This window comes from Herbaspirillum sp. GW822-FHT03A08, assembly GCF_058801885.1.
On record NZ_JBXANR010000001.1, the window covers coordinates 562,964 to 580,008 of the forward strand.

Below are 17,045 nucleotides of genomic sequence, written 5' to 3' on the forward strand. Positions count from 1 at the left end.
GCGCATCAAAATCAGGCGTCGCTTTTTTCCAGCATGTAGCCAAAGCCGCGGATGGTGCGAATCGCTACGCCGGAACCTGCCGTCTTGGTGCGAATGCGCGAGACATACACTTCCACCGCATTGAGCGTCACGTCTTCGCCCCATGGCAGGACGGCGTCGATGATCTGCTGCTTCGACACTACGCGCGAAGCTTGCTGCATGAGGTATTCCAGCACCGTCCATTCACGCACCGAGAAATCGACCTTCTTGCCGTCAATGGTGGCGCGCTTGGAGGAGGTGTCGAGCGACAGACCGCCGATGGTGAGTTGCGTCGGCTGCGGGCTACTGCGGCGGATCAGCGCCTTGATGCGCGCGACCAGTTCAGGTGTCGCGAAAGGCTTGACCAGATAATCGTCGGCGCCCAGCTCCAGGCCGTGCACGCGGTCTGGAATCGTGTCGCGCGCGGTCAGCAGCAGCACCGGCATATTGCTGCCGCGGGCGCGCAGGCGGCGCACGACTTCAAAACCGTCCAGCCCCGGCAAGCCAATATCGAGCACCAGCACCGTAGCCGTATACCGTTGCAACAAGGCATCGGCGTCGGTGCCGTTATTGACCGTGTTGACGCTCAGGCCATGCGATTTGAGCATGCGCGACAGACCGTCCGCCAAGACCAGGTCATCTTCCACCAGCAGAACATTCATATATCAGGACCAGATTGAGGGTAAAACTGCAATGTGCAGCAAGAAATCATCCCCTGCCCGAAACCGGCAAGGCTCCGTATTGTAGCGCTCTGCGGCATGCCTACATTGTCACTCTATCGGATAGGCGGTGCTTTATTTGTGCCATTTTGACGACAGTCAGCAAATAGTCAGCTTATCGTCAGTGCTTCGAAAGGACAGCGCTTTAGTCTAGCGCTCACTGATGCGAAATGAGAATCGAAATCATCTCCAAATGATGAAGCTGCTCTCGTTTCCAGATGCATTTTAGCCAGCCAAACGGGAATTTGTCCGTCGTAGCCAGCCACTCCATTCTGTGACTAACCTAACGATAACGACCACATGAACCGTCTCACGCCGATCGCTGCCGCGCTTGTCGCGCTGTTTGCCGCCCCCATCTCCCTGCATGCACAACAGACTTCCCCTGCCGCCCCATCCTCTTCCCTGAAGGAAGTCGTGGTCGAAGGCCAGCGCGATGATTTCAACGCAGGCACTACCGCCATCACCAAACTGCCGGCCGACCTGCATGACGTGCCGCAATCCGTAGTGGTCGTGAACAAAGCACTGATGCAGTCGCAAGGCGCGACCTCCCTGTCCGACGCTCTGCGCAATGTCGCCGGCATCACGCTGGGCGGCGCTGAAGGTGGCCAGATCGGCAACAATATCAACCTGAACGGCTTCTCGGCGCGTACCGATATCTATCTGGACGGTTTCCGCGACCGCGGCCAGTACTACCGCGACACCTTCGCCATGGACGAAATTGAAGTCCTGATGGGCCCTTCTTCCATGCTGTTCGGCCGCGGTTCAACCGGTGGCGTGATCAATCAGGTCACCAAGAAAGCCAACCTGAAGGAATCGGCCGAAGTCTCCGCTTCCGTTACTAGCAATGGCCTGGTGCGCACAACAGTCGATCACAATCATCCGCTGACCGACACCTCAGCCTTCCGCATTTCGGCAATGGTGCAAGACGGCGCCGCATCAACGCGCAATCAAACCAATGTGCAAGATTTCGGCCTTGCAGCCTCGTATGTCAACGGCATCGGCACCTCCACAGAAGTCACGCTGTCGGCGCTGATCCAGCACAACCATGACCAACCCGACTACGGCCTGCCGCCGCTGAACGGCCATCCGGTCAATGTTGATCGCAATACCTCCTACGGTCTTAACACCGATCGCACCGATCAGGACGTGGTGTCGTTGAATGCAGGTATCAAGCACAAGATCACGCCGGACGTCACCGTCCGTAATCAGACCCAATTCAACTGGGTTCATACCAACGCGGTCGAAACGGCGCCGCAAGGCATCGGCACCGTATCGGGTGCCGGCTATACCGCCCTCACCGGCGCCGCCAGCAACCTGCCGCTGTCGAGCCTGTACGTTCGCGCACAGAGCCATGACCGCAACATTCAGGATTACTCGATCTACAACCAGACCGAACTATCTGCCAAGGTCAATGCGCTGGGCATCAAACACGAATTGCTGGTCGGTCTGGAAGTCGGCCATGATGGTTACGACAACCAGGCTTATTACCGCAACGGTTCCTGCAACGGCGTTGCGCTGACTGACGCGACCACCCCGACTACCGGCTATGCAGACTGTATCTCCGTCGTCAGTCCGACCTATAGCGCTGCCGGCGCCAACGTCGTCAGCCAGGCGGGTAACCGTCAGGGCGGCAGCGCCAACACCATCGCGACGTATTTCAACGACACGATGGAACTGAGCAAACAGTTCAAGCTGGTCGGCGGCCTGCGTTTTGATCGTTATGTCGCCAGCATCACCAACTCGCTGAACTCAAGCAATACGCCGGCCGCTGCAAAAAATACTGCGCTGGCCAGCGCCAATCAGACCGTCAACTTCCTCAGCGTTCGCGCTGGTGGTATCTGGCAGCCGAGTGCAGCACAGTCTTACTACCTGTCTTACGGCACCTCGTTCAATCCGTCGCTGGAGCAGTTGACCGGCACTGCGGGCCAGACCAATCTCGATCCAGAGAAAAACAAGTCGTATGAGCTGGGCGGCAAATGGGATCTTGCGGAAAACCTGTCGACCAATGCCGCGATCTTCCAGATCAAAAAGGAAAACGCGCGCAGCCAGGTCAGCACCGGCGTGTATGAACTGCAAGGCACCGTCCGCGTCAAGGGCGCACGTTTAGGCGCCACCGGCCGCATCAACAAGCAGTGGCAAGTCGCTGCCGGCTATACCTATCTGGACGCGCAAGTCATCAGCGCCTCTGCGCTGGACAACACGTTGGGCAAGATTCCTGTCAACACGCCGAAGCACACGCTCACGACCTGGACCACTTACGACGTTATGCCGCACTGGCAAATCGGCGGCGGCGCGACGTACATGTCGCAACGCTATGCCACGGCCACCGATACGGTACAAGTCGGCGGCTACACACGCTGGGACGCCACCGTCGCTTACACGCAAAAACAATACGATATCCGTTTCAACCTGTTTAACCTGACCAACAAAATGTATTACGATGCGTTGATTCAGTCCGACGGCGGACGCTCGGTGCCCGGCACCGGTCGTACCGGCATGATCTCGGTCAACTATCGTATGTAATTTGAAGTAGGAAGAAATCCATCCATGCTGATCGCCATTCCCAAGCTGCTCGACGCGCAACAACTCAACGCTATACGTCAACTCTTGGATCAGGCGGGACCGGCATGGGTGGATGGCCGTGTGACGGCGGGCTATCAAGGTGCGCCGGTCAAGTACAACCAGCAAATCGACGAGCGCTCGGAAATCGCAATGCATTGCCAGCGCATCATTCTCTCTGCACTCGAACGCAATCCCCGTTTCATCAGCGCCGCCTTGCCGAACATGGTGTATCCGCCGATGTTCAACCGCTACAGCGAGGGCATGACCTTCGGCGCACACGTCGACGGCAGTGTCCGCATCGAGCCGCACACCGGACGCAAGCTGCGTACCGATATTTCCGCCACGCTGTTTTTGTCAGACCCGTCCGACTACGACGGCGGCGAGCTGCAAATCCACGATACCTACGGCGTGCATAGCGCCAAACTGGAAGCCGGCGACGTGCTGGTCTACCCTGCCACCAGCCTGCATCAGGTGACGCCGGTCACGCGCGGTGTACGCACTGCCTGTTTTTTCTGGGTGCAAAGCCTGGTGCGCGACGATGGCCAGCGCAGCATGCTGTTCGACATGGACAACGCCATCCAGACGCTCAACCAGACCAATGCCGATGAAGTGGCGCGGCGCACCTTGGTCGGCTGCTATCACAACCTGCTGCGCCAATGGAGCGACACCTAGTCGCTGCCTCGCTGGTCAGTTGAACTCAGTTGAAATACTGCGGATCCATCCGGCGAAACACCCAAGCCGACAATAGCGTCACGACACCGACGCACACGAAGGTCAGCGTAAAACTCCAGTCGCTCGCCCACGCTACGCCGTCGAGCCCGCTCAGCATCGAACCGGCAATGGTGACGCCCAAACCGAGCGCCAGCATCTGCACCATCGAGAACAGGCTGTTGCCGCTGCCGGCATCCTTGCTGTTGAGTCCCTTGAGCGTGACGCTATTCATCGCTGCGAACTGCATCGAGTTGCACACGCCGAAAATCGCCAGTTGCACGATGCCGACCCAGATCGGCCACGTCGGCGTAATCAGAGCGAACGAGACGATCGCCGCGCCGACCAGAATCGTATTCACCAGCAAGAAGTTTTCATACCCGAAGCGGCGCACCAGCGGCGCGATCCATGGCTTGGCGATGGTACCGGCAATCGCCGCAGGGAGCAGCACCAGTCCTGCATGCAAAGGCGAGAAGCCGAGCTTGACCTGCAACAGCAACGGCAACAGGAAAGGCACGGCCGATGAACCGATGCGGCACACGAGGTTCCCGATCAGGCCGACACTGAAATTGGGTTCATTGAACAATCCCAGCCGGAACAAAGGTTGCTCATCGCGGCGCGCATGCGCGACATACAGCCACACCGTCAATGCAGACAAGGCAAACAAGCCTGCGCTCCACGCTTCGCGATGCTCGTTCATCGGCACATCCAGCGCCAGCGAAAACGTCACCATGCAGGTCGACAGCAGCGCACAGCCAAGCATGTCGAAACGTGGCGGCGACGTAATTTCTTCCGCCGGCAGAAAGCGATGCACGGCAAACATGCCGATCACACCGACCGGCACATTGATCAGAAAGATCCAGTGCCAGCCTATCGTCTGCGATAACCATCCGCCTGTCACCGGCCCCACCACCGGACCAAGCTGCCCCGCAATCGAAATGAAGGCCAGCGCCGAAATATACTGCGCTCCCGGCACGCTGCGCAGCACCGCCAGGCGGCCGATCGGCAGCAGCATGGAACCGCCGACACCCTGCACCACGCGCGCCAGCAGCAACTGCGACAAGGAATGGGCATTGGCGCACAGCAACGAGCCGAGCACAAAAATCAGAATGGCGAGGAAATAAACGCGGCGCGTGCCGAAGCGGTCCGCCAGCCAGCCGGAAGCCGGCGTCAGCGACGCCATGGTCAGCGTATAAGAAACCACCACCGGGTGCATCGCCAGCACCGGCTCGCCGAGACTGGCGGCCATGGACGGCAATGCGGTGTTGACGATGGTAGTGTCCAGCGTCTGCATGAAAAAGCCCGATGCGACGATCCACAAAAGGGCTTTTTGAGAACGGGAAGAAGTGAGAGGCATGGAGGAGAATTTTATCGTCCCTGCCCGGGGCCTGCACGACAATCCGAAGACAATCCGGAGATTTATTGTCGGCAGGCCCGGAAAGACACAATCAGAATGCGGCAGGGCGCCATTTCAGCAAGCGCTTTTCCAGCGATGTCAGCAGGTAGTCCGCCAACAGCGCCACCACTGCCAGCACAATCATCGCCGCAAATACGCCGCTGGCGTTAAATGCGCCTTGTGCTGTGGAGATCAGCAGACCGATGCCTTGCTTGGAGCCGAGGAATTCGCCCACCACGGCGCCGACCAGCGCGAAGCCGAAGCTCACATGCAAGCTCGCCAGAATCCAGCTCAGCGCCGATGGAATCACCACCGCAGTCGTCACCTGGCGACGCGATGCGCCGAGGATCTGTGCATTGGCGATCATGTAGCGGTCGGCTTCACGCACGCCCTGGAAGGCATTGCCGAACACCACGAAGAACACCATCACCACCGCCAGCGCCACCTTGGACGCCATGCCGAGGCCCAGTGCGATCACGAAGATCGAACCCAGCACCACACGCGGAATCGAGTTGGCGATCTGGATGTACAGGCTGAACACATCCGACAGCAGCTTGTTGCGGCCCAATGCGATGCCGGCGATGATGCCTGCCACCGAACCGATGAGGAAGCCCAGCACGGTCTCTTCCAGCGTCACCATGACTTGCACCCACAACGGGCCTTGCGAAGTGCCTTCCATGATCCAGTCATAAATCTGGATCACGATCAGCGACGGCTGCGAGAAGAAGAAAGGATCGATCCATTGCATGGTAGCGGACAATTCCCAGCCGCCGAGGATAATGATCAGAATGGCGATCCGCAGTGAAATTACTAGCCAGTAGCGCTGTTTGATCTTGCGTTGCGCTTCGCGCTCGACTTCCGCGATTGCCTCCGGGCTCATCGCCCGGCTTGTATTTACTTGTGTCATGTTACTCACCTGTGTTGTCGTTGGTGTGGTGTAAGAAGCAGAAGGTGCCGTGATATCAGATGCCTGAGACGCTTATTTGATCTGCACTTCTTCGCGCAGATCAGACCAGATTTTTCTGGAGATATCGATGAAGCGCTGCTCATAGCGCACCTCTTCCATCACGCGCGGACGCGGCAGATCGATTTCATAAGTGCTCTTCAAGGTCGCCGGACGCGCGGTCAGCACATAGACCTTGTCGGCCAGTGCAATCGCTTCTTCCAGATCGTGGGTGACGAACACCACCGAGCCGGAATGCGCCGACCACAGTTGCAGCAGCTCATCTTGCATCAGCGTGCGCGTCTGCATGTCGAGCGCGCTGAACGGCTCGTCCATCAGCAGAATTTCGGGGCTGTTGATGAAGGTTTGCGCCAGCGCCACACGCTTGCGCATACCGCCTGACAGTTGGTGCGGATAGTGGTCGCCGAACTTGTCGAGCCCGACGCGGCGGATCCATTCGTTGGCCAGTTCATAGGCCTGTTCCTTCGGCTTGCCACGGAACAGCGGGCCGGCGGCGACGTTGTCGCGCACGCTGCGCCATGGGAATACGGCGTCGTTCTGGAACACGAAACCGATACGCGGGTCGATGCCGTTGACAGGCTCACCCATCACGCGCACTTCGCCGATGGTCGGTTTCAGCAGGCCGGTAATCAGGCTCAGCGTGGTGGACTTGCCGCAACCGGTCGGCCCGACCACGGCGACGAACTCACCGCGGGCGACGCTCATCGAAAAATCGCGCAAGGCGACGGTGACATTGCCGTCGGCAGTGATGAAGCGGCACGACACGTTATCCAGCTCGATGGCCGGCGTATCGAGTTTTGCTGCTGCAGCTGGCTTGGCGGTGGCAGTTTGGTTCATGGAGGATTCTTTCATCGTAATAACGTCAATTGCTGCGGAATTGCTGCGTGCTGCGAGCGAACGAACCCGGCGTATCCGTCCTGCTGAACGGATACGTCGATTCGCATCATTGTCGAAACAGTTGTTCTAAATCTTGCTCAAGCCGGTTACTTGACCAGATTCACAAACTCGTTGGTATAGGTCTTGGACAAATCGATGTGCTTGCCCTTGACGTTCGGGTTGAAGCCGGACAGCACCGACAGCACTGTTTCAGGACCGCCAACCGGCATCTTGCCGTCGGCCGAGTACATCGGCAGCGAGTTTTCCAGCGCCTGGACGTACAGCGCCTTGTTGTTGCCGTAGTAGTCCTTCGGCATCTTGTCGGCGATCTCGGTGGCGCTATGAGTCTTGATGAACTTCAGCGTCTTGACGAAAGCACGCGCCAGCTTGGCGGCGTCATCCTTGTGGCCGTTCAGCCAGTTGCGCTGCACGTACAGGCTGGACGCCGGATACAAACCACCCAGCGCCTTGACGGTACCGTCTACCGAACGCATGTCGACCAGCACCTTGGCTTCACCGGTCTTGAGCATTTGCGATACGGTCGGCTCGGTTGTCATGCCGGCGTCGATGCGGCCCTGCTTCATCGCGGCGATGAAGGTGTTGTCGGCGCCGACCGGCAGCACGGAATACTCTTTCGACGTGATGCCGTGACGCGACGCCAGGTATTGCGTCAGGAAGTTGGTCGACGAACCCAGACCGGTCACACCCAGTGTCTTGCCCTTGACGTCAGCCATGCTCTTGATCGAGGCGGAAGCTTTGGTCGAGACCAGTTCCACTTCGCCCGGCACCTGGCCGAAGATCACGATGGCAGTGATTTCCTTGCCCTTGCTTTGCAGGTCGATGGAGTGATCGTAGAAACCGACCACGGCCTGCACTGCACCTGCCAGCAACTCATTTTCGGCATCGACGCCGGCCGGCTGCGATTGCAGCTCGACGTCCAAACCTTCTTCCTTGAAGTAACCCAGTTGCTCGGCAAGTTTGGCGGGCAGGTAAACCATCTTGGTGATGCCGCCGACCATGATGGTGATCTTGCCTGCGGCCGACGCCGTGCCTGGCAGAGCCATCATGGTGGCGCCGGCGACAGCCAGTGAAATCAGTGTGCGACGAATATTCTTGTTCATGAAGTCTCCTTGTTGGTATGCGATAAAAATCTTGTCGGCAGCGTTGTCGGTATTCTTGTCGGACTTACTTCACCTGATCGACGAATTCGTTGGTGTAGGTCTTCGACAAATCGATCTTCTTGCCCTTGATGTTCGGATTGAATGCAGCCATTACCTTGAGCACCACCTCGGCGCCTTCCGGCGGCATTTTGCCATCAGGCGAATACATCGGCAGGGAAGCCTTCAATGCCTGTACGTACAGTTTCTTGTTGCCGCCGTAATAGTCGGCTGGCATCTTGTCGGCGATCTCTTCCGCGCTGTGGGTCTGGATGTACTTCAGCGTGTTGACGAAGGCGCGCGCCAGTTTGGCGGCTTCGGTTTTATGACTCTGCAGCCATGCGCGCTGTACATACACTGCCGACGCCGGATACAGGCCGCCCAGCGCAGCACGCGTGCCGGCGGCGCTATTCATGTCGACCAGCACCTTGGCTTCGCCGCTGGCCAGCAGCATCGAAGTGGTCGGCTCGGTGGTCCAGACGACATCCACCCGTTTTTGTTTGAGCGCGGCGATCAGGGTATTGCCTGCGCCAACCGGCAACATCGAATAGTCACTGGTCTTGAGTCCGTTGCGGCTGGCCAGGTATTGCGCCAGGAAGCTGGAAGAAGAACCCAGTCCCGTCACGCCAAGCGTACGGCCCTTGAGATCGGCCATGCTGCGGATCTGAGACGCCAGGTCGCTGCGGACCATCTCCATGCCGCCCGGCACTACCAGCAATTGAGTAATGGACTGCACTTCCTTGCCCTTGCTCTGCAGATCGATGGAGTGATCGTAGTAGCCGACCACCGCCTGTACCGCACCTGCCAGCAGCTCATTCTCGGCGTCGACACCGGCTTGCTGCGACTGCAGTTCGACGTCCAGGCCTTCCGCCTTGAAGTACCCGAGGTTTTCCGCCAACTTGGGAGGGAGGTAGATCAGCTTGTTGATGCCGCCGACCATGATGGTGATCTTGTCCGCAGCCTGCGCTGTCGGCACTGCGGCTACATTGACCAGCAGAGCAGCCGCGATGGCTGCAGATATACCGGTACCGCGGGTAAAGACGTTGGCAAACACATTGAAGCGTTGACGCATTATGATGTCTCCTGGTGAGAAAAAAGACCGGCAGATTGATACCTGCTCAGCTAACTCAACTTATTATTAATATACTGGTCGGTATTCTAAGAACTGCAAACCTTCATCCAGCTTTCCAAATTTGCTGTTTCTTCCCCGCAGTGCAACAAAAATATAGGTCTTTTGCATGAAATTGCTGCTGATTGAAGACAACCCGCCCTTGGCGCATTGGCTCACGCAGATCCTCAAAGAGAACAAATTCAGTGTCGACGTCGCCAGCGACGGCGAAATGGCCGACCACGTCCTGCACACCGAGAATTACGACGTTGTGCTGCTCGATCTGATGCTGCCAAAAATGAGTGGGAAGAATGTCTTGCGCCGCCTGCGCGAGCGGCACAATTCGGTGCCGGTGATGATCCTCACGGCCAGCGGCTCCATCGATGAGAAGGTTGAATGCCTCGGCGCCGGCGCTGACGACTACCTGGTCAAACCCTTTGAAGTACGCGAGCTGGTCGCCCGTATCAAGGTCCTGATCCGCCGCCAGACGCCCGACAAGGCGGCCGAAATTCATTGCGGCGATCTCAGCTACGACAGCAACACGCGCCAGTTCGCCATTGCAGGCAAGACACTGGCGCTGCCGGCGCGCGAACATGACGTGCTCGAAATCCTCATGCTCAAGCAAGGTAAAACGGTCTCCAAAAACGCGCTGGTCAGCGGCATCTTCAATCTCTCGGAAGAACCCAGCGCCGACGCCATTGAAATCTACATCTCCCGCCTGCGAAAAAAACTGGACGCTTCGCAAGCTGCCATCATGACCCTGCGCGGCCTCGGCTACCTGCTTAAACAAAAAGATGATCGTTAGCCTGCGCCTGCGGCTGCTGTTGTGGCTGCTGATCCCTCTCACAGTTTATGTTGGCATCAGCACCAGCTACACCTATGACAGCGCGGTCACCAGCGCCGATCTGATCCAGGACCGTGCATTAGTTGCCTCAGCCCGCATGATGGCCGGACAAGTCACGTGGGAAGACGGCGCGCCGGTCGTCAACATTCCGCCGGCGGCATTGGAAATGTTCGCTTCGCCGAGTCACGACGAGGTCTACTATCAGGTACTGATGGACGACGAGACCTTGCTGGCCGGTCGCCCCGACTTTCCGGTTGATGTCGACTTTTCGCTGATCGCGCCGGCTTACGCCACGACCTATTTCAACAACCAGCCGTTGCGCGTGGTCAGCTACGTGCGCGCACTGTACGACAACGGCACACTGCGCATGGTCGCGGTGTCGGTGGGCCAGACCATGCGCGGCCACGAACAATTGCTCGATGAACTATGGCGCCCTGCCCTGCACCGGCAAATCATCATGCTATTGCTGGCGATTGCACTGGTAGTGGTCGGCCTGACCATGGAACTGCGCCCTATCCTGCGCGTCAAGGATGAACTCGCCACGCGCGAGCCGAACTCGCTCACGCCCTTGCGCGCCGGTGAATTGCAGATGGAATTGCGCCCCATCGTCGAAGCCATCAACCAATACATTCAGCGCCTCAATACCCAAGTCGCGGTGCAGAAGCGCTTCATCGCCGACGCCGCGCATCAGTTGCGTACGCCGCTGACGATCATCGATTCGCAGATTCAGTTCGCGCGCCAGCTTGAAGATCCGCAGCGCCTGGCGCAAGTGCTGCAAGCCTTGCAAGACAGCAGCCGCAGCATGACTGATCTGACCAACAAACTGCTGCAACTATCACAAGCGGAAGCCTCCAACAGCACCGCCTTCCCGCGCCATCCGATCGAACTGGTGGCATTGACGGCAACAATATTGGAAGAGGTAGTCAGTCTGGCCCAGCGCAAGCACATCGACCTCGGCATGGAAGCCAACGTCGACGAAGCCTGGGCCATGGGCAGCCAGGCGCTGTTCTCCGGCATGTTGATGAATCTGATCGACAACGCGCTGCGCTATACGCCGGAGCACGGCAAAGTGACAGTGGGCGTAACAATGAAAGACGCCGGAGAAGAGAAATCAGAAGTCGTGATCACCGTCGCCGACAACGGCCCCGGCATCCCTGCCGAAGCACGCGAGCGCGTGTTCGAGCGCTTCTATCGCAATGCTACGCCGGACCAGCATGGCGCGGGACTGGGCATGGCGATCGTGAAAGAGATTGTGCAGGCGTCGCAGGGGACGATTGTGCTGGGGACGAATGCAGAAGGCAAAGGCTTGACGGTAACCGTCACATTGCCGGCCTCATCAGTGGCCGGCACCGGCAATGAGCGCACATAAATCCGCCAACGAAAAATCATAATGATCATCGTGGAATGGAAATAAAAAAAGCCAGCGCAAACGCTGGCTTTTTTGAATTCTGGTGGAAAGTGCAAGTTTCGAACTTGCGACCCCTGCAGTGTGAATGCAGTGCTCTACCCCTGAGCTAACCTTCCATTTTGCTATCCCGACCAGCCAAGAGGCTTGGTGTGAAGCGGCCCGAATTATGACACAGAATTGACGAACCGGGCAAGCCGCTTGTTATTTTGTGCAATTATTCTCAAACAATTTACGCTGGCGGCGCCTCTTCCGGCACTTTGCGCCAGACGCAGGTGCCTTTGACTTCCTTGTCCAGCGTATTGAGCACGGTTTCATGCAGCCCCAGTTCTTCGTCGCTGGCGGCGACCACGATGACGTCAGCCAGCGGCGCCAGTTCCAGCATGGGAGAACCATCTTCATTGTCGCCGCCGTCAGCCAGGTCCATCGTCAGGCTGTTCTGGCCGCGCGTCATGGCCAGATAGACTTCTGCCAGCAGGGCCGCATCGAGCAAGCCGCCGTGCAGGGTACGGTGCGCGTTGGAGATGCCGTAGCGGTCGCACAAGGCGTCCAGCGAGTTGCGGCGGCCGGGGTGCTGCTCCTTGGCCATCTGCAGCGAATCGACGATGTTGTCGACGTGTTCCTTGAATGGCGCCAATCCCAGCAGCTTGAACTCGGCGTCGAGGAAGCCGACGTCGAAGGGAGCGTTGTGGATGATGATCTCCGCACCCCGCACATAATCGCGGAACTCGTCGGCGATTTCGGCGAACTTCGGTTTGTCGCTGAGGAACTCGGTGGTCAATCCGTGTACCGCCAGCGCGCCTTCATCGGAATCGCGCTCGGGGTTGATGTAGAAATGCAGATTGTTGCCGGTGAGCTGGCGGTTCAGCATTTCGACGCAGCCGATTTCAATGACGCGGTCGCCGGTGCGCGGGTTCAGGCCGGTGGTTTCCGTATCGAGAATAATTTGTCGCATGGTGTGCTCCTGGCGTTCTTCAGCGGATCGAGTCTACGCCGCGATTGGCGAGCTGGTCGGCGCGTTCATTGCCGGGATGGCCGGCGTGCCCCTTGACCCAGCGCCATTCGATCTTGTGCTGCGCCTGAGCGGCGTCGAGCGCCTGCCACAGATCCACGTTTTTGACCGGCTCGCGCGAGGCGGTTTTCCAACCGCGTGCTTTCCAGCCGTGGATCCATTCGCTGATGCCTTTTTGCACGTACTGGCTGTCGGTGTAGACGGTTACGTCGCAGCGACGATTCAGGGCGCCCAGCGCTTCGATGACGGCTTTGAGTTCCATGCGGTTGTTGGTGGTGTTGTTTTCGCCGCCGCACAATTCTTTCTCGCGGCCCCCGGCGATCAGCAAAGCGCCCCAGCCGCCTTTGCCGGGATTGCCCTTGCAGGCGCCATCGGCATAGATCTCCACTTTGTCCATCTCCGCGTTGTCCATCTGTTCTTTGCTCATGTTCATTTCTTCAGTTGCTTGGTTGTTACTTGATTGTTACTTGATCGTTGCCTAATCTTTGTTCGCTGCGCGGAAGTCATCGATTGTCCGCGAAGGCGGCATTCTATTCTTTATGGATACGATGGATCCGATTTGTAGCCGGCACGCCTTTCGGCACGTTGACCTTTTGCTTGCTCCAGGCCGGGCCGATCAGCCGCATGCCTTTGACGCGCTTGATCGCTTGCACGATATAGACCGCCCCGAAATACGGCCACCAGCGGTCGCCGGCTTTTTCCATGAAGCCGAAACGGTCCAGCCATTTTTGCGTGGCACAAGGTGGCGCATAGCAGCCGAAGTGACCACGATTGACTTCCATGTTCAACAGCTTGAGCCAGTCCTTCAGGCGCGGCAGACGGATAAACTCGCCATCCTGCGGCAGGAAATGCGCGCCGGTCAGGCGCCCCGCCACCTGGCGCGCTCCCCACAGGCTGGTGGGATTAAAACCGCAGATGATGACCTGGCCTTCGGGAATCAGCACGCGCTCGACTTCGCGCAGCACCTGATGCGGCTCGGCGCTGAATTCCAGCACATGCGGCAATACCACCAGATCAAGACTTTGCGTGGCGAACGGCAGTTCGGAAAAATCATGCGCCACCACCAGGGGGATTTCGCGTCCTTCCTGCAGTCCGATAGATAATTCGGTCGGCAGGCAGTTGTCGGTAAGCCAGCGATACGGCATGCGGTTGGCTTGCAGCGCGCTGATCTGCGGCATGCCGATCTGCACGGCGTTGAAGCCGAAGATGTCCGCCGTCAGCACGTCGAGGTGCTTCTGCTCCCAGGCGCGGACGTAATTGCCCATCGGCGTATGCAGCCAGGCGTCGAGGGCTATAATCGACTTGTCCAGATCCGTATCGATCCCAGCCATTACGCGAGCCCTCTTCCGACCATGCCAGTCCAGCCAGCCACGAACTCAATCATTGAGTCAGCCATCCCGAACGCATCATTGAATGTGTTAACTGTTCCTGCATTTGACGATAATTACCTCTGGTTGATTCATGACGGCGTCCATGCTGCGGTGGTCGACCCCGGAGATGCCGCGCCAATCATTGCCGCGCTCGATGCGCATGGTCTGACGCTGGCCGCTATTCTACTGACTCATCATCACGCTGACCATGTCGGCGGCGTGCCTGCACTGTTGCAGCATACACAAGTTCCTGTCTACGGCCCCGCCGGCGAAGCGATTCCGACGATTACGCAACCGTTGTGGGAAGACGATCTGGTGCATCTGGCCGACTTGTCGCTGGACCTGAAGGTCATCGACGTACCCGGCCATACCAAGGGTCACATCGCCTACTACGCCGCGCGCCAGGGCTGGCTGTTCTGCGGCGACACCTTGTTTGCCGGCGGCTGCGGGCGGCTGTTTGAAGGCACTGCGGCGCAAATGGTAGCCTCGCTGTCGAAACTCACGGCACTGCCGGGCGCCACCAAAGTCTACTGCGCCCACGAATATACCCTGTCCAACCTGCGCTTCGCCCGCGAAATTGAGCCGGCTAACGAAGCATTGACCGCGCGCATCGAAAACGAGCAGGCCAAACGCAGCCGCCACGAACCCACCGTGCCATCGACTATTGCACTGGAGATACAGACCAACCCATTCCTCCGGTACAAGGAAAAAGCGGTCGTGGCGCGCCTGCAGGAAGCCAGTCGCTTGCCTGCTGCGGCGTCACAAATTGACCCGGTGGAAACATTTGCCGCCCTGCGCGAATGGAAGAATAGCTACAAATAAGGGCAAATCCCGATTTTTCGGTACAAATCCCAAGGGAATCAAAGGCTTAAGCTTTGTAACATTCGTCAATTTTTACTTGACGAGTGAAAAGGGGCTTACGTACACTCCGTTAATCTCCAAATCCCATCGGCTTGCAAGCCGTTTTTAGATAAACACACGGTTTTGTCGTTTTTTAATAACAGAACCGGGTAGAGCGCAGTTGTTATCCACTTGCGCTCTTGTAGAGGCATTTCTCACATACTTCTTAGCAGGAGGTGCAGTGAATCTAAAACGACCGATGAACAGACAACGCTTTCTTCAGCCTCAGGCACAGGATCTTGTACCCATGCAGCGAACATTCAAGAAATTAGCGATAGCCGCGCTTTTCTCTCTAGGTACTCCACTCCTCGTCCACGCCAACGACATCTCGATCTACCCCGCTCCCTTCAACGCCATCAATCCCAACGATCCTTCGTCCGCTCTGCCGGGCATGGAAGACATCGATATCTGGGCGCGCATTCGCAAGGGTTTCGGCATTCCGAATCTGGAAAATCCGTTAGTCGACAACCAGACCCAGTGGTACAGCTCGCGTCCTGACTATATTCAGCGCACCACCGTGCGCGCATCGCGCTACCTGTTCCACGTCGTGCAAGAACTTGAAAAGCGCGGCATGCCGACCGAACTGGCGCTGCTGCCGTTCATTGAGTCCGCTTTCAATCCGCAAGCGCTGTCGACCGCCAAGGCTGCCGGCATGTGGCAGTTCATTCCGTCGACCGGCCGCGACTACAATCTGAAGCAAAACATGTTCACCGACGAGCGCCGCGACGTGCTGGCCTCGACCGATGCGGCACTGACTTACCTGCAAAAGCTCTATGGCATGTTCGGCGACTGGCAACTGGCGCTGGCTGCGTACAACTGGGGCGAAGGTTCGGTGCAGCGCGCCGTGAACCGCAACCTGGCAGCCGGCCTACCGATCGACTTCAACACGCTGTCGGCGCAGATGCCGAATGAAACGCGCAACTACGTGCCGAAGCTGCAAGCCGTAAAGAACATCATCGCCATGCCGGGCGACTACAACATTGATCTGCCGAAGGTCGACAACCAGCCTTACTTCGTGACCATCGGCAAGACCCGCAACATCGACGTCAAGGTTGCCGCCCAGCTGGCGGAATTGTCGCTCGACGAATTCAAGGCGCTGAACCCGCAATTCAACCGCCCGGTCATCATCGGCGGCGACGACACCAAGATCCTTCTCCCGGAAAGCAATGCCGAGAAGTTCAAGGCCAACATGTCCAAGTTCACGCAGGCTTTGTCGTCGTGGACCGCACACACCGTCTCCAGCGCACGTGAACGCATCGAAACCATCGCCAGCAAGTTCGGCACCACACCCGACGTGATCCGCAGCGTCAATCAGATCCCGCCGAAGATGGTATTGAAAGCCGGCTCCACGATTCTGGTACCGAAGACAGAGGCTTCGATTGAGACCGAGATCACACCTGAAATGGCTGACAGCGCCCGCCTGGCGGTTGCGCCGGATGTCCCCGACTTCAAGCGCATCTACGTGAAGGCCGGCAGGCGCGATACGCTGGCTTCCATCGCCAGCCGCTACCGCGTGAGCGTAATGCAGATCAAGCAATGGAACGGTTTGCATCGCGATGTCCTGGCCAACGGCCAGAGCCTGCAATTGCAAGTGCCTTATCAGCAAGCGCCTGCAGCCGGCCCGATCCGCGTGCATCAGGTTATCCATGCCCCGGCCAAACCGATCCGCAAGGCGCCTGTCGTAGCTAAGAACAACGTTCGCGCCGCGCCGGTACGCAAGACCGCCTCCGCCGCGCCGATCACCCTGGCTTCCGAAAGCGGCACACGCCGCCGTTAATTGCTCTCCTGCAGGCCGGATCGATTCCGGCCTGCTTGCTTCATCCTCTCGTAGTAACGCCCCCGTCTCCCGCAATTCCCTGCCCACTTTTGCCGCAGCGCAAAAACAAATCAATCTCGTACATCGTCATTGACGTAGCCAGATTAAGTCGAGACTTTTCCTCGCAAAAATTCTGATCAAAATGGCCAGAAACTGCCGCGCCGCCGCATAAATCGTTTCGTTATCGACC

General features: G+C 58.2%; 15 protein-coding genes and 1 tRNA gene. 6 read left to right on the top strand and 10 right to left on the bottom strand.

Features of this window, described 5'->3' with window-relative positions:
* Positions 1-11: 11 nt before the first annotated feature.
* Complete coding sequence (locus tag AC1RN6_RS02685; RefSeq protein WP_007880395.1) at positions 12-680, bottom strand: response regulator transcription factor; 669 nt, start codon at positions 678-680, stop codon at positions 12-14.
* Positions 681-1,037: 357 nt separating this feature from the next.
* On the opposite strand from AC1RN6_RS02685, the gene AC1RN6_RS02690 reads away from it, so the two are divergent.
* Together AC1RN6_RS02690 and AC1RN6_RS02695 are read left to right on the top strand one after the other, a co-directional pair.
* On the top strand, positions 1,038-3,260 hold the full coding sequence (locus tag AC1RN6_RS02690; RefSeq protein ID WP_493002841.1) for a TonB-dependent receptor: 2,223 nt from the start codon (positions 1,038-1,040) through the stop codon (positions 3,258-3,260).
* 24 nt (positions 3,261-3,284) lie between these two features.
* Complete coding sequence (locus AC1RN6_RS02695; RefSeq protein WP_493002843.1) at positions 3,285-3,971, top strand: Fe2+-dependent dioxygenase; 687 nt, start codon at positions 3,285-3,287, stop codon at positions 3,969-3,971.
* A 25-nt stretch (positions 3,972-3,996) separates the two neighbouring features.
* Here the strand turns inward: AC1RN6_RS02695 and mdtD are convergent, their stop codons facing one another.
* The 5 genes from mdtD to AC1RN6_RS02720 all read right to left on the bottom strand — a co-directional run bounded on the left by mdtD (position 3,997) and on the right by AC1RN6_RS02720 (position 9,472).
* Positions 3,997-5,364: a multidrug transporter subunit MdtD gene (gene mdtD, locus AC1RN6_RS02700; RefSeq protein ID WP_493002844.1), complete on the bottom strand. Its 1,368-nt coding sequence runs from the start codon at positions 5,362-5,364 to the stop codon at positions 3,997-3,999.
* 91 nt (positions 5,365-5,455) lie between these two features.
* Entirely contained in the window at positions 5,456-6,310 is an 855-nt protein-coding gene (locus AC1RN6_RS02705) for an ABC transporter permease (protein WP_493002845.1), read from the bottom strand.
* A 72-nt stretch (positions 6,311-6,382) separates the two neighbouring features.
* Positions 6,383-7,204, bottom strand: coding sequence for an ABC transporter ATP-binding protein (locus AC1RN6_RS02710; protein ID WP_493002847.1), 822 nt, complete (start codon positions 7,202-7,204; stop codon positions 6,383-6,385).
* Between the two features lie 146 nt (positions 7,205-7,350).
* Positions 7,351-8,364, bottom strand: coding sequence for an ABC transporter substrate-binding protein (locus AC1RN6_RS02715; RefSeq protein ID WP_493002848.1), 1,014 nt, complete (start codon positions 8,362-8,364; stop codon positions 7,351-7,353).
* Positions 8,365-8,428: 64 nt separating this feature from the next.
* Positions 8,429-9,472 (bottom strand): ABC transporter substrate-binding protein, encoded by a 1,044-nt coding sequence (locus AC1RN6_RS02720; RefSeq protein ID WP_493002851.1) that lies wholly within the window; start codon positions 9,470-9,472, stop codon positions 8,429-8,431.
* A 166-nt stretch (positions 9,473-9,638) separates the two neighbouring features.
* Between AC1RN6_RS02720 and AC1RN6_RS02725 the strand changes: the two genes are divergently transcribed.
* Together AC1RN6_RS02725 and AC1RN6_RS02730 are read left to right on the top strand one after the other, a co-directional pair.
* Positions 9,639-10,313 (top strand): response regulator, encoded by a 675-nt coding sequence (locus AC1RN6_RS02725; protein WP_493002852.1) that lies wholly within the window; start codon positions 9,639-9,641, stop codon positions 10,311-10,313.
* Positions 10,303-11,721, top strand: a complete 1,419-nt coding sequence (locus tag AC1RN6_RS02730) for a sensor histidine kinase N-terminal domain-containing protein (RefSeq protein WP_493002853.1) — start codon at positions 10,303-10,305, stop codon at positions 11,719-11,721. The genes AC1RN6_RS02725 and AC1RN6_RS02730 overlap by 11 nt, the downstream gene beginning before the upstream one ends.
* A gap of 80 nt (positions 11,722-11,801) precedes the next feature.
* On the opposite strand, the gene AC1RN6_RS02735 is transcribed toward AC1RN6_RS02730, so the two are convergent.
* The 4 genes from AC1RN6_RS02735 to AC1RN6_RS02750 form a co-directional block, all read right to left on the bottom strand.
* Positions 11,802-11,876, bottom strand: a tRNA-Val gene (locus tag AC1RN6_RS02735).
* Between the two features lie 113 nt (positions 11,877-11,989).
* On the bottom strand, positions 11,990-12,712 hold the full coding sequence (dnaQ, locus tag AC1RN6_RS02740) for a DNA polymerase III subunit epsilon (protein WP_493002855.1): 723 nt from the start codon (positions 12,710-12,712) through the stop codon (positions 11,990-11,992).
* Positions 12,713-12,731: 19 nt separating this feature from the next.
* The gene (gene rnhA / locus AC1RN6_RS02745) at positions 12,732-13,166 is read right to left on the bottom strand and encodes a ribonuclease HI (protein WP_493003499.1); all 435 of its coding nucleotides are present in this window, start codon (positions 13,164-13,166) and stop codon (positions 12,732-12,734) included.
* Positions 13,167-13,299: 133 nt separating this feature from the next.
* Complete coding sequence (locus AC1RN6_RS02750; protein ID WP_493002856.1) at positions 13,300-14,100, bottom strand: class I SAM-dependent methyltransferase; 801 nt, start codon at positions 14,098-14,100, stop codon at positions 13,300-13,302.
* Positions 14,101-14,121: 21 nt separating this feature from the next.
* Between AC1RN6_RS02750 and gloB the strand changes: the two genes are divergently transcribed.
* Together gloB and AC1RN6_RS02760 are read left to right on the top strand one after the other, a co-directional pair.
* On the top strand, positions 14,122-14,961 hold the full coding sequence (gloB, locus tag AC1RN6_RS02755; protein WP_493002858.1) for a hydroxyacylglutathione hydrolase: 840 nt from the start codon (positions 14,122-14,124) through the stop codon (positions 14,959-14,961).
* Between the two features lie 325 nt (positions 14,962-15,286).
* A complete protein-coding gene (locus AC1RN6_RS02760; RefSeq protein ID WP_493002859.1) occupies positions 15,287-16,816 on the top strand; it encodes a transglycosylase SLT domain-containing protein in 1,530 nt (509 codons plus the stop codon).
* The last annotated feature ends 229 nt before the right edge of the window (positions 16,817-17,045 follow it).

Excerpts from the sequence above, each read along its gene's own strand:
- AC1RN6_RS02685 (WP_007880395.1), bottom strand. The coding sequence starts at position 680 with ATGAATGTTCTGCTGGTGGAAGATGACCTGGTCTTGGCGGACGGTCTG.
- AC1RN6_RS02690 (WP_493002841.1), top strand. The coding sequence starts at position 1,038 with ATGAACCGTCTCACGCCGATCGCTGCCGCGCTTGTCGCGCTGTTTGCC.
- AC1RN6_RS02695 (WP_493002843.1), top strand. The coding sequence starts at position 3,285 with ATGCTGATCGCCATTCCCAAGCTGCTCGACGCGCAACAACTCAACGCT.
- mdtD (WP_493002844.1), bottom strand. The coding sequence starts at position 5,364 with ATGCCTCTCACTTCTTCCCGTTCTCAAAAAGCCCTTTTGTGGATCGTC.
- AC1RN6_RS02705 (WP_493002845.1), bottom strand. The coding sequence starts at position 6,310 with ATGACACAAGTAAATACAAGCCGGGCGATGAGCCCGGAGGCAATCGCG.
- AC1RN6_RS02710 (WP_493002847.1), bottom strand. The coding sequence starts at position 7,204 with ATGAACCAAACTGCCACCGCCAAGCCAGCTGCAGCAGCAAAACTCGAT.
- AC1RN6_RS02715 (WP_493002848.1), bottom strand. The coding sequence starts at position 8,364 with ATGAACAAGAATATTCGTCGCACACTGATTTCACTGGCTGTCGCCGGC.
- AC1RN6_RS02720 (WP_493002851.1), bottom strand. The coding sequence starts at position 9,472 with ATGCGTCAACGCTTCAATGTGTTTGCCAACGTCTTTACCCGCGGTACC.
- AC1RN6_RS02725 (WP_493002852.1), top strand. The coding sequence starts at position 9,639 with ATGAAATTGCTGCTGATTGAAGACAACCCGCCCTTGGCGCATTGGCTC.
- AC1RN6_RS02730 (WP_493002853.1), top strand. The coding sequence starts at position 10,303 with ATGATCGTTAGCCTGCGCCTGCGGCTGCTGTTGTGGCTGCTGATCCCT.
- dnaQ (WP_493002855.1), bottom strand. The coding sequence starts at position 12,712 with ATGCGACAAATTATTCTCGATACGGAAACCACCGGCCTGAACCCGCGC.
- rnhA (WP_493003499.1), bottom strand. The coding sequence starts at position 13,166 with ATGGACAAAGTGGAGATCTATGCCGATGGCGCCTGCAAGGGCAATCCC.
- AC1RN6_RS02750 (WP_493002856.1), bottom strand. The coding sequence starts at position 14,100 with ATGGCTGGGATCGATACGGATCTGGACAAGTCGATTATAGCCCTCGAC.
- gloB (WP_493002858.1), top strand. The coding sequence starts at position 14,122 with ATGCCAGTCCAGCCAGCCACGAACTCAATCATTGAGTCAGCCATCCCG.
- AC1RN6_RS02760 (WP_493002859.1), top strand. The coding sequence starts at position 15,287 with ATGCAGCGAACATTCAAGAAATTAGCGATAGCCGCGCTTTTCTCTCTA.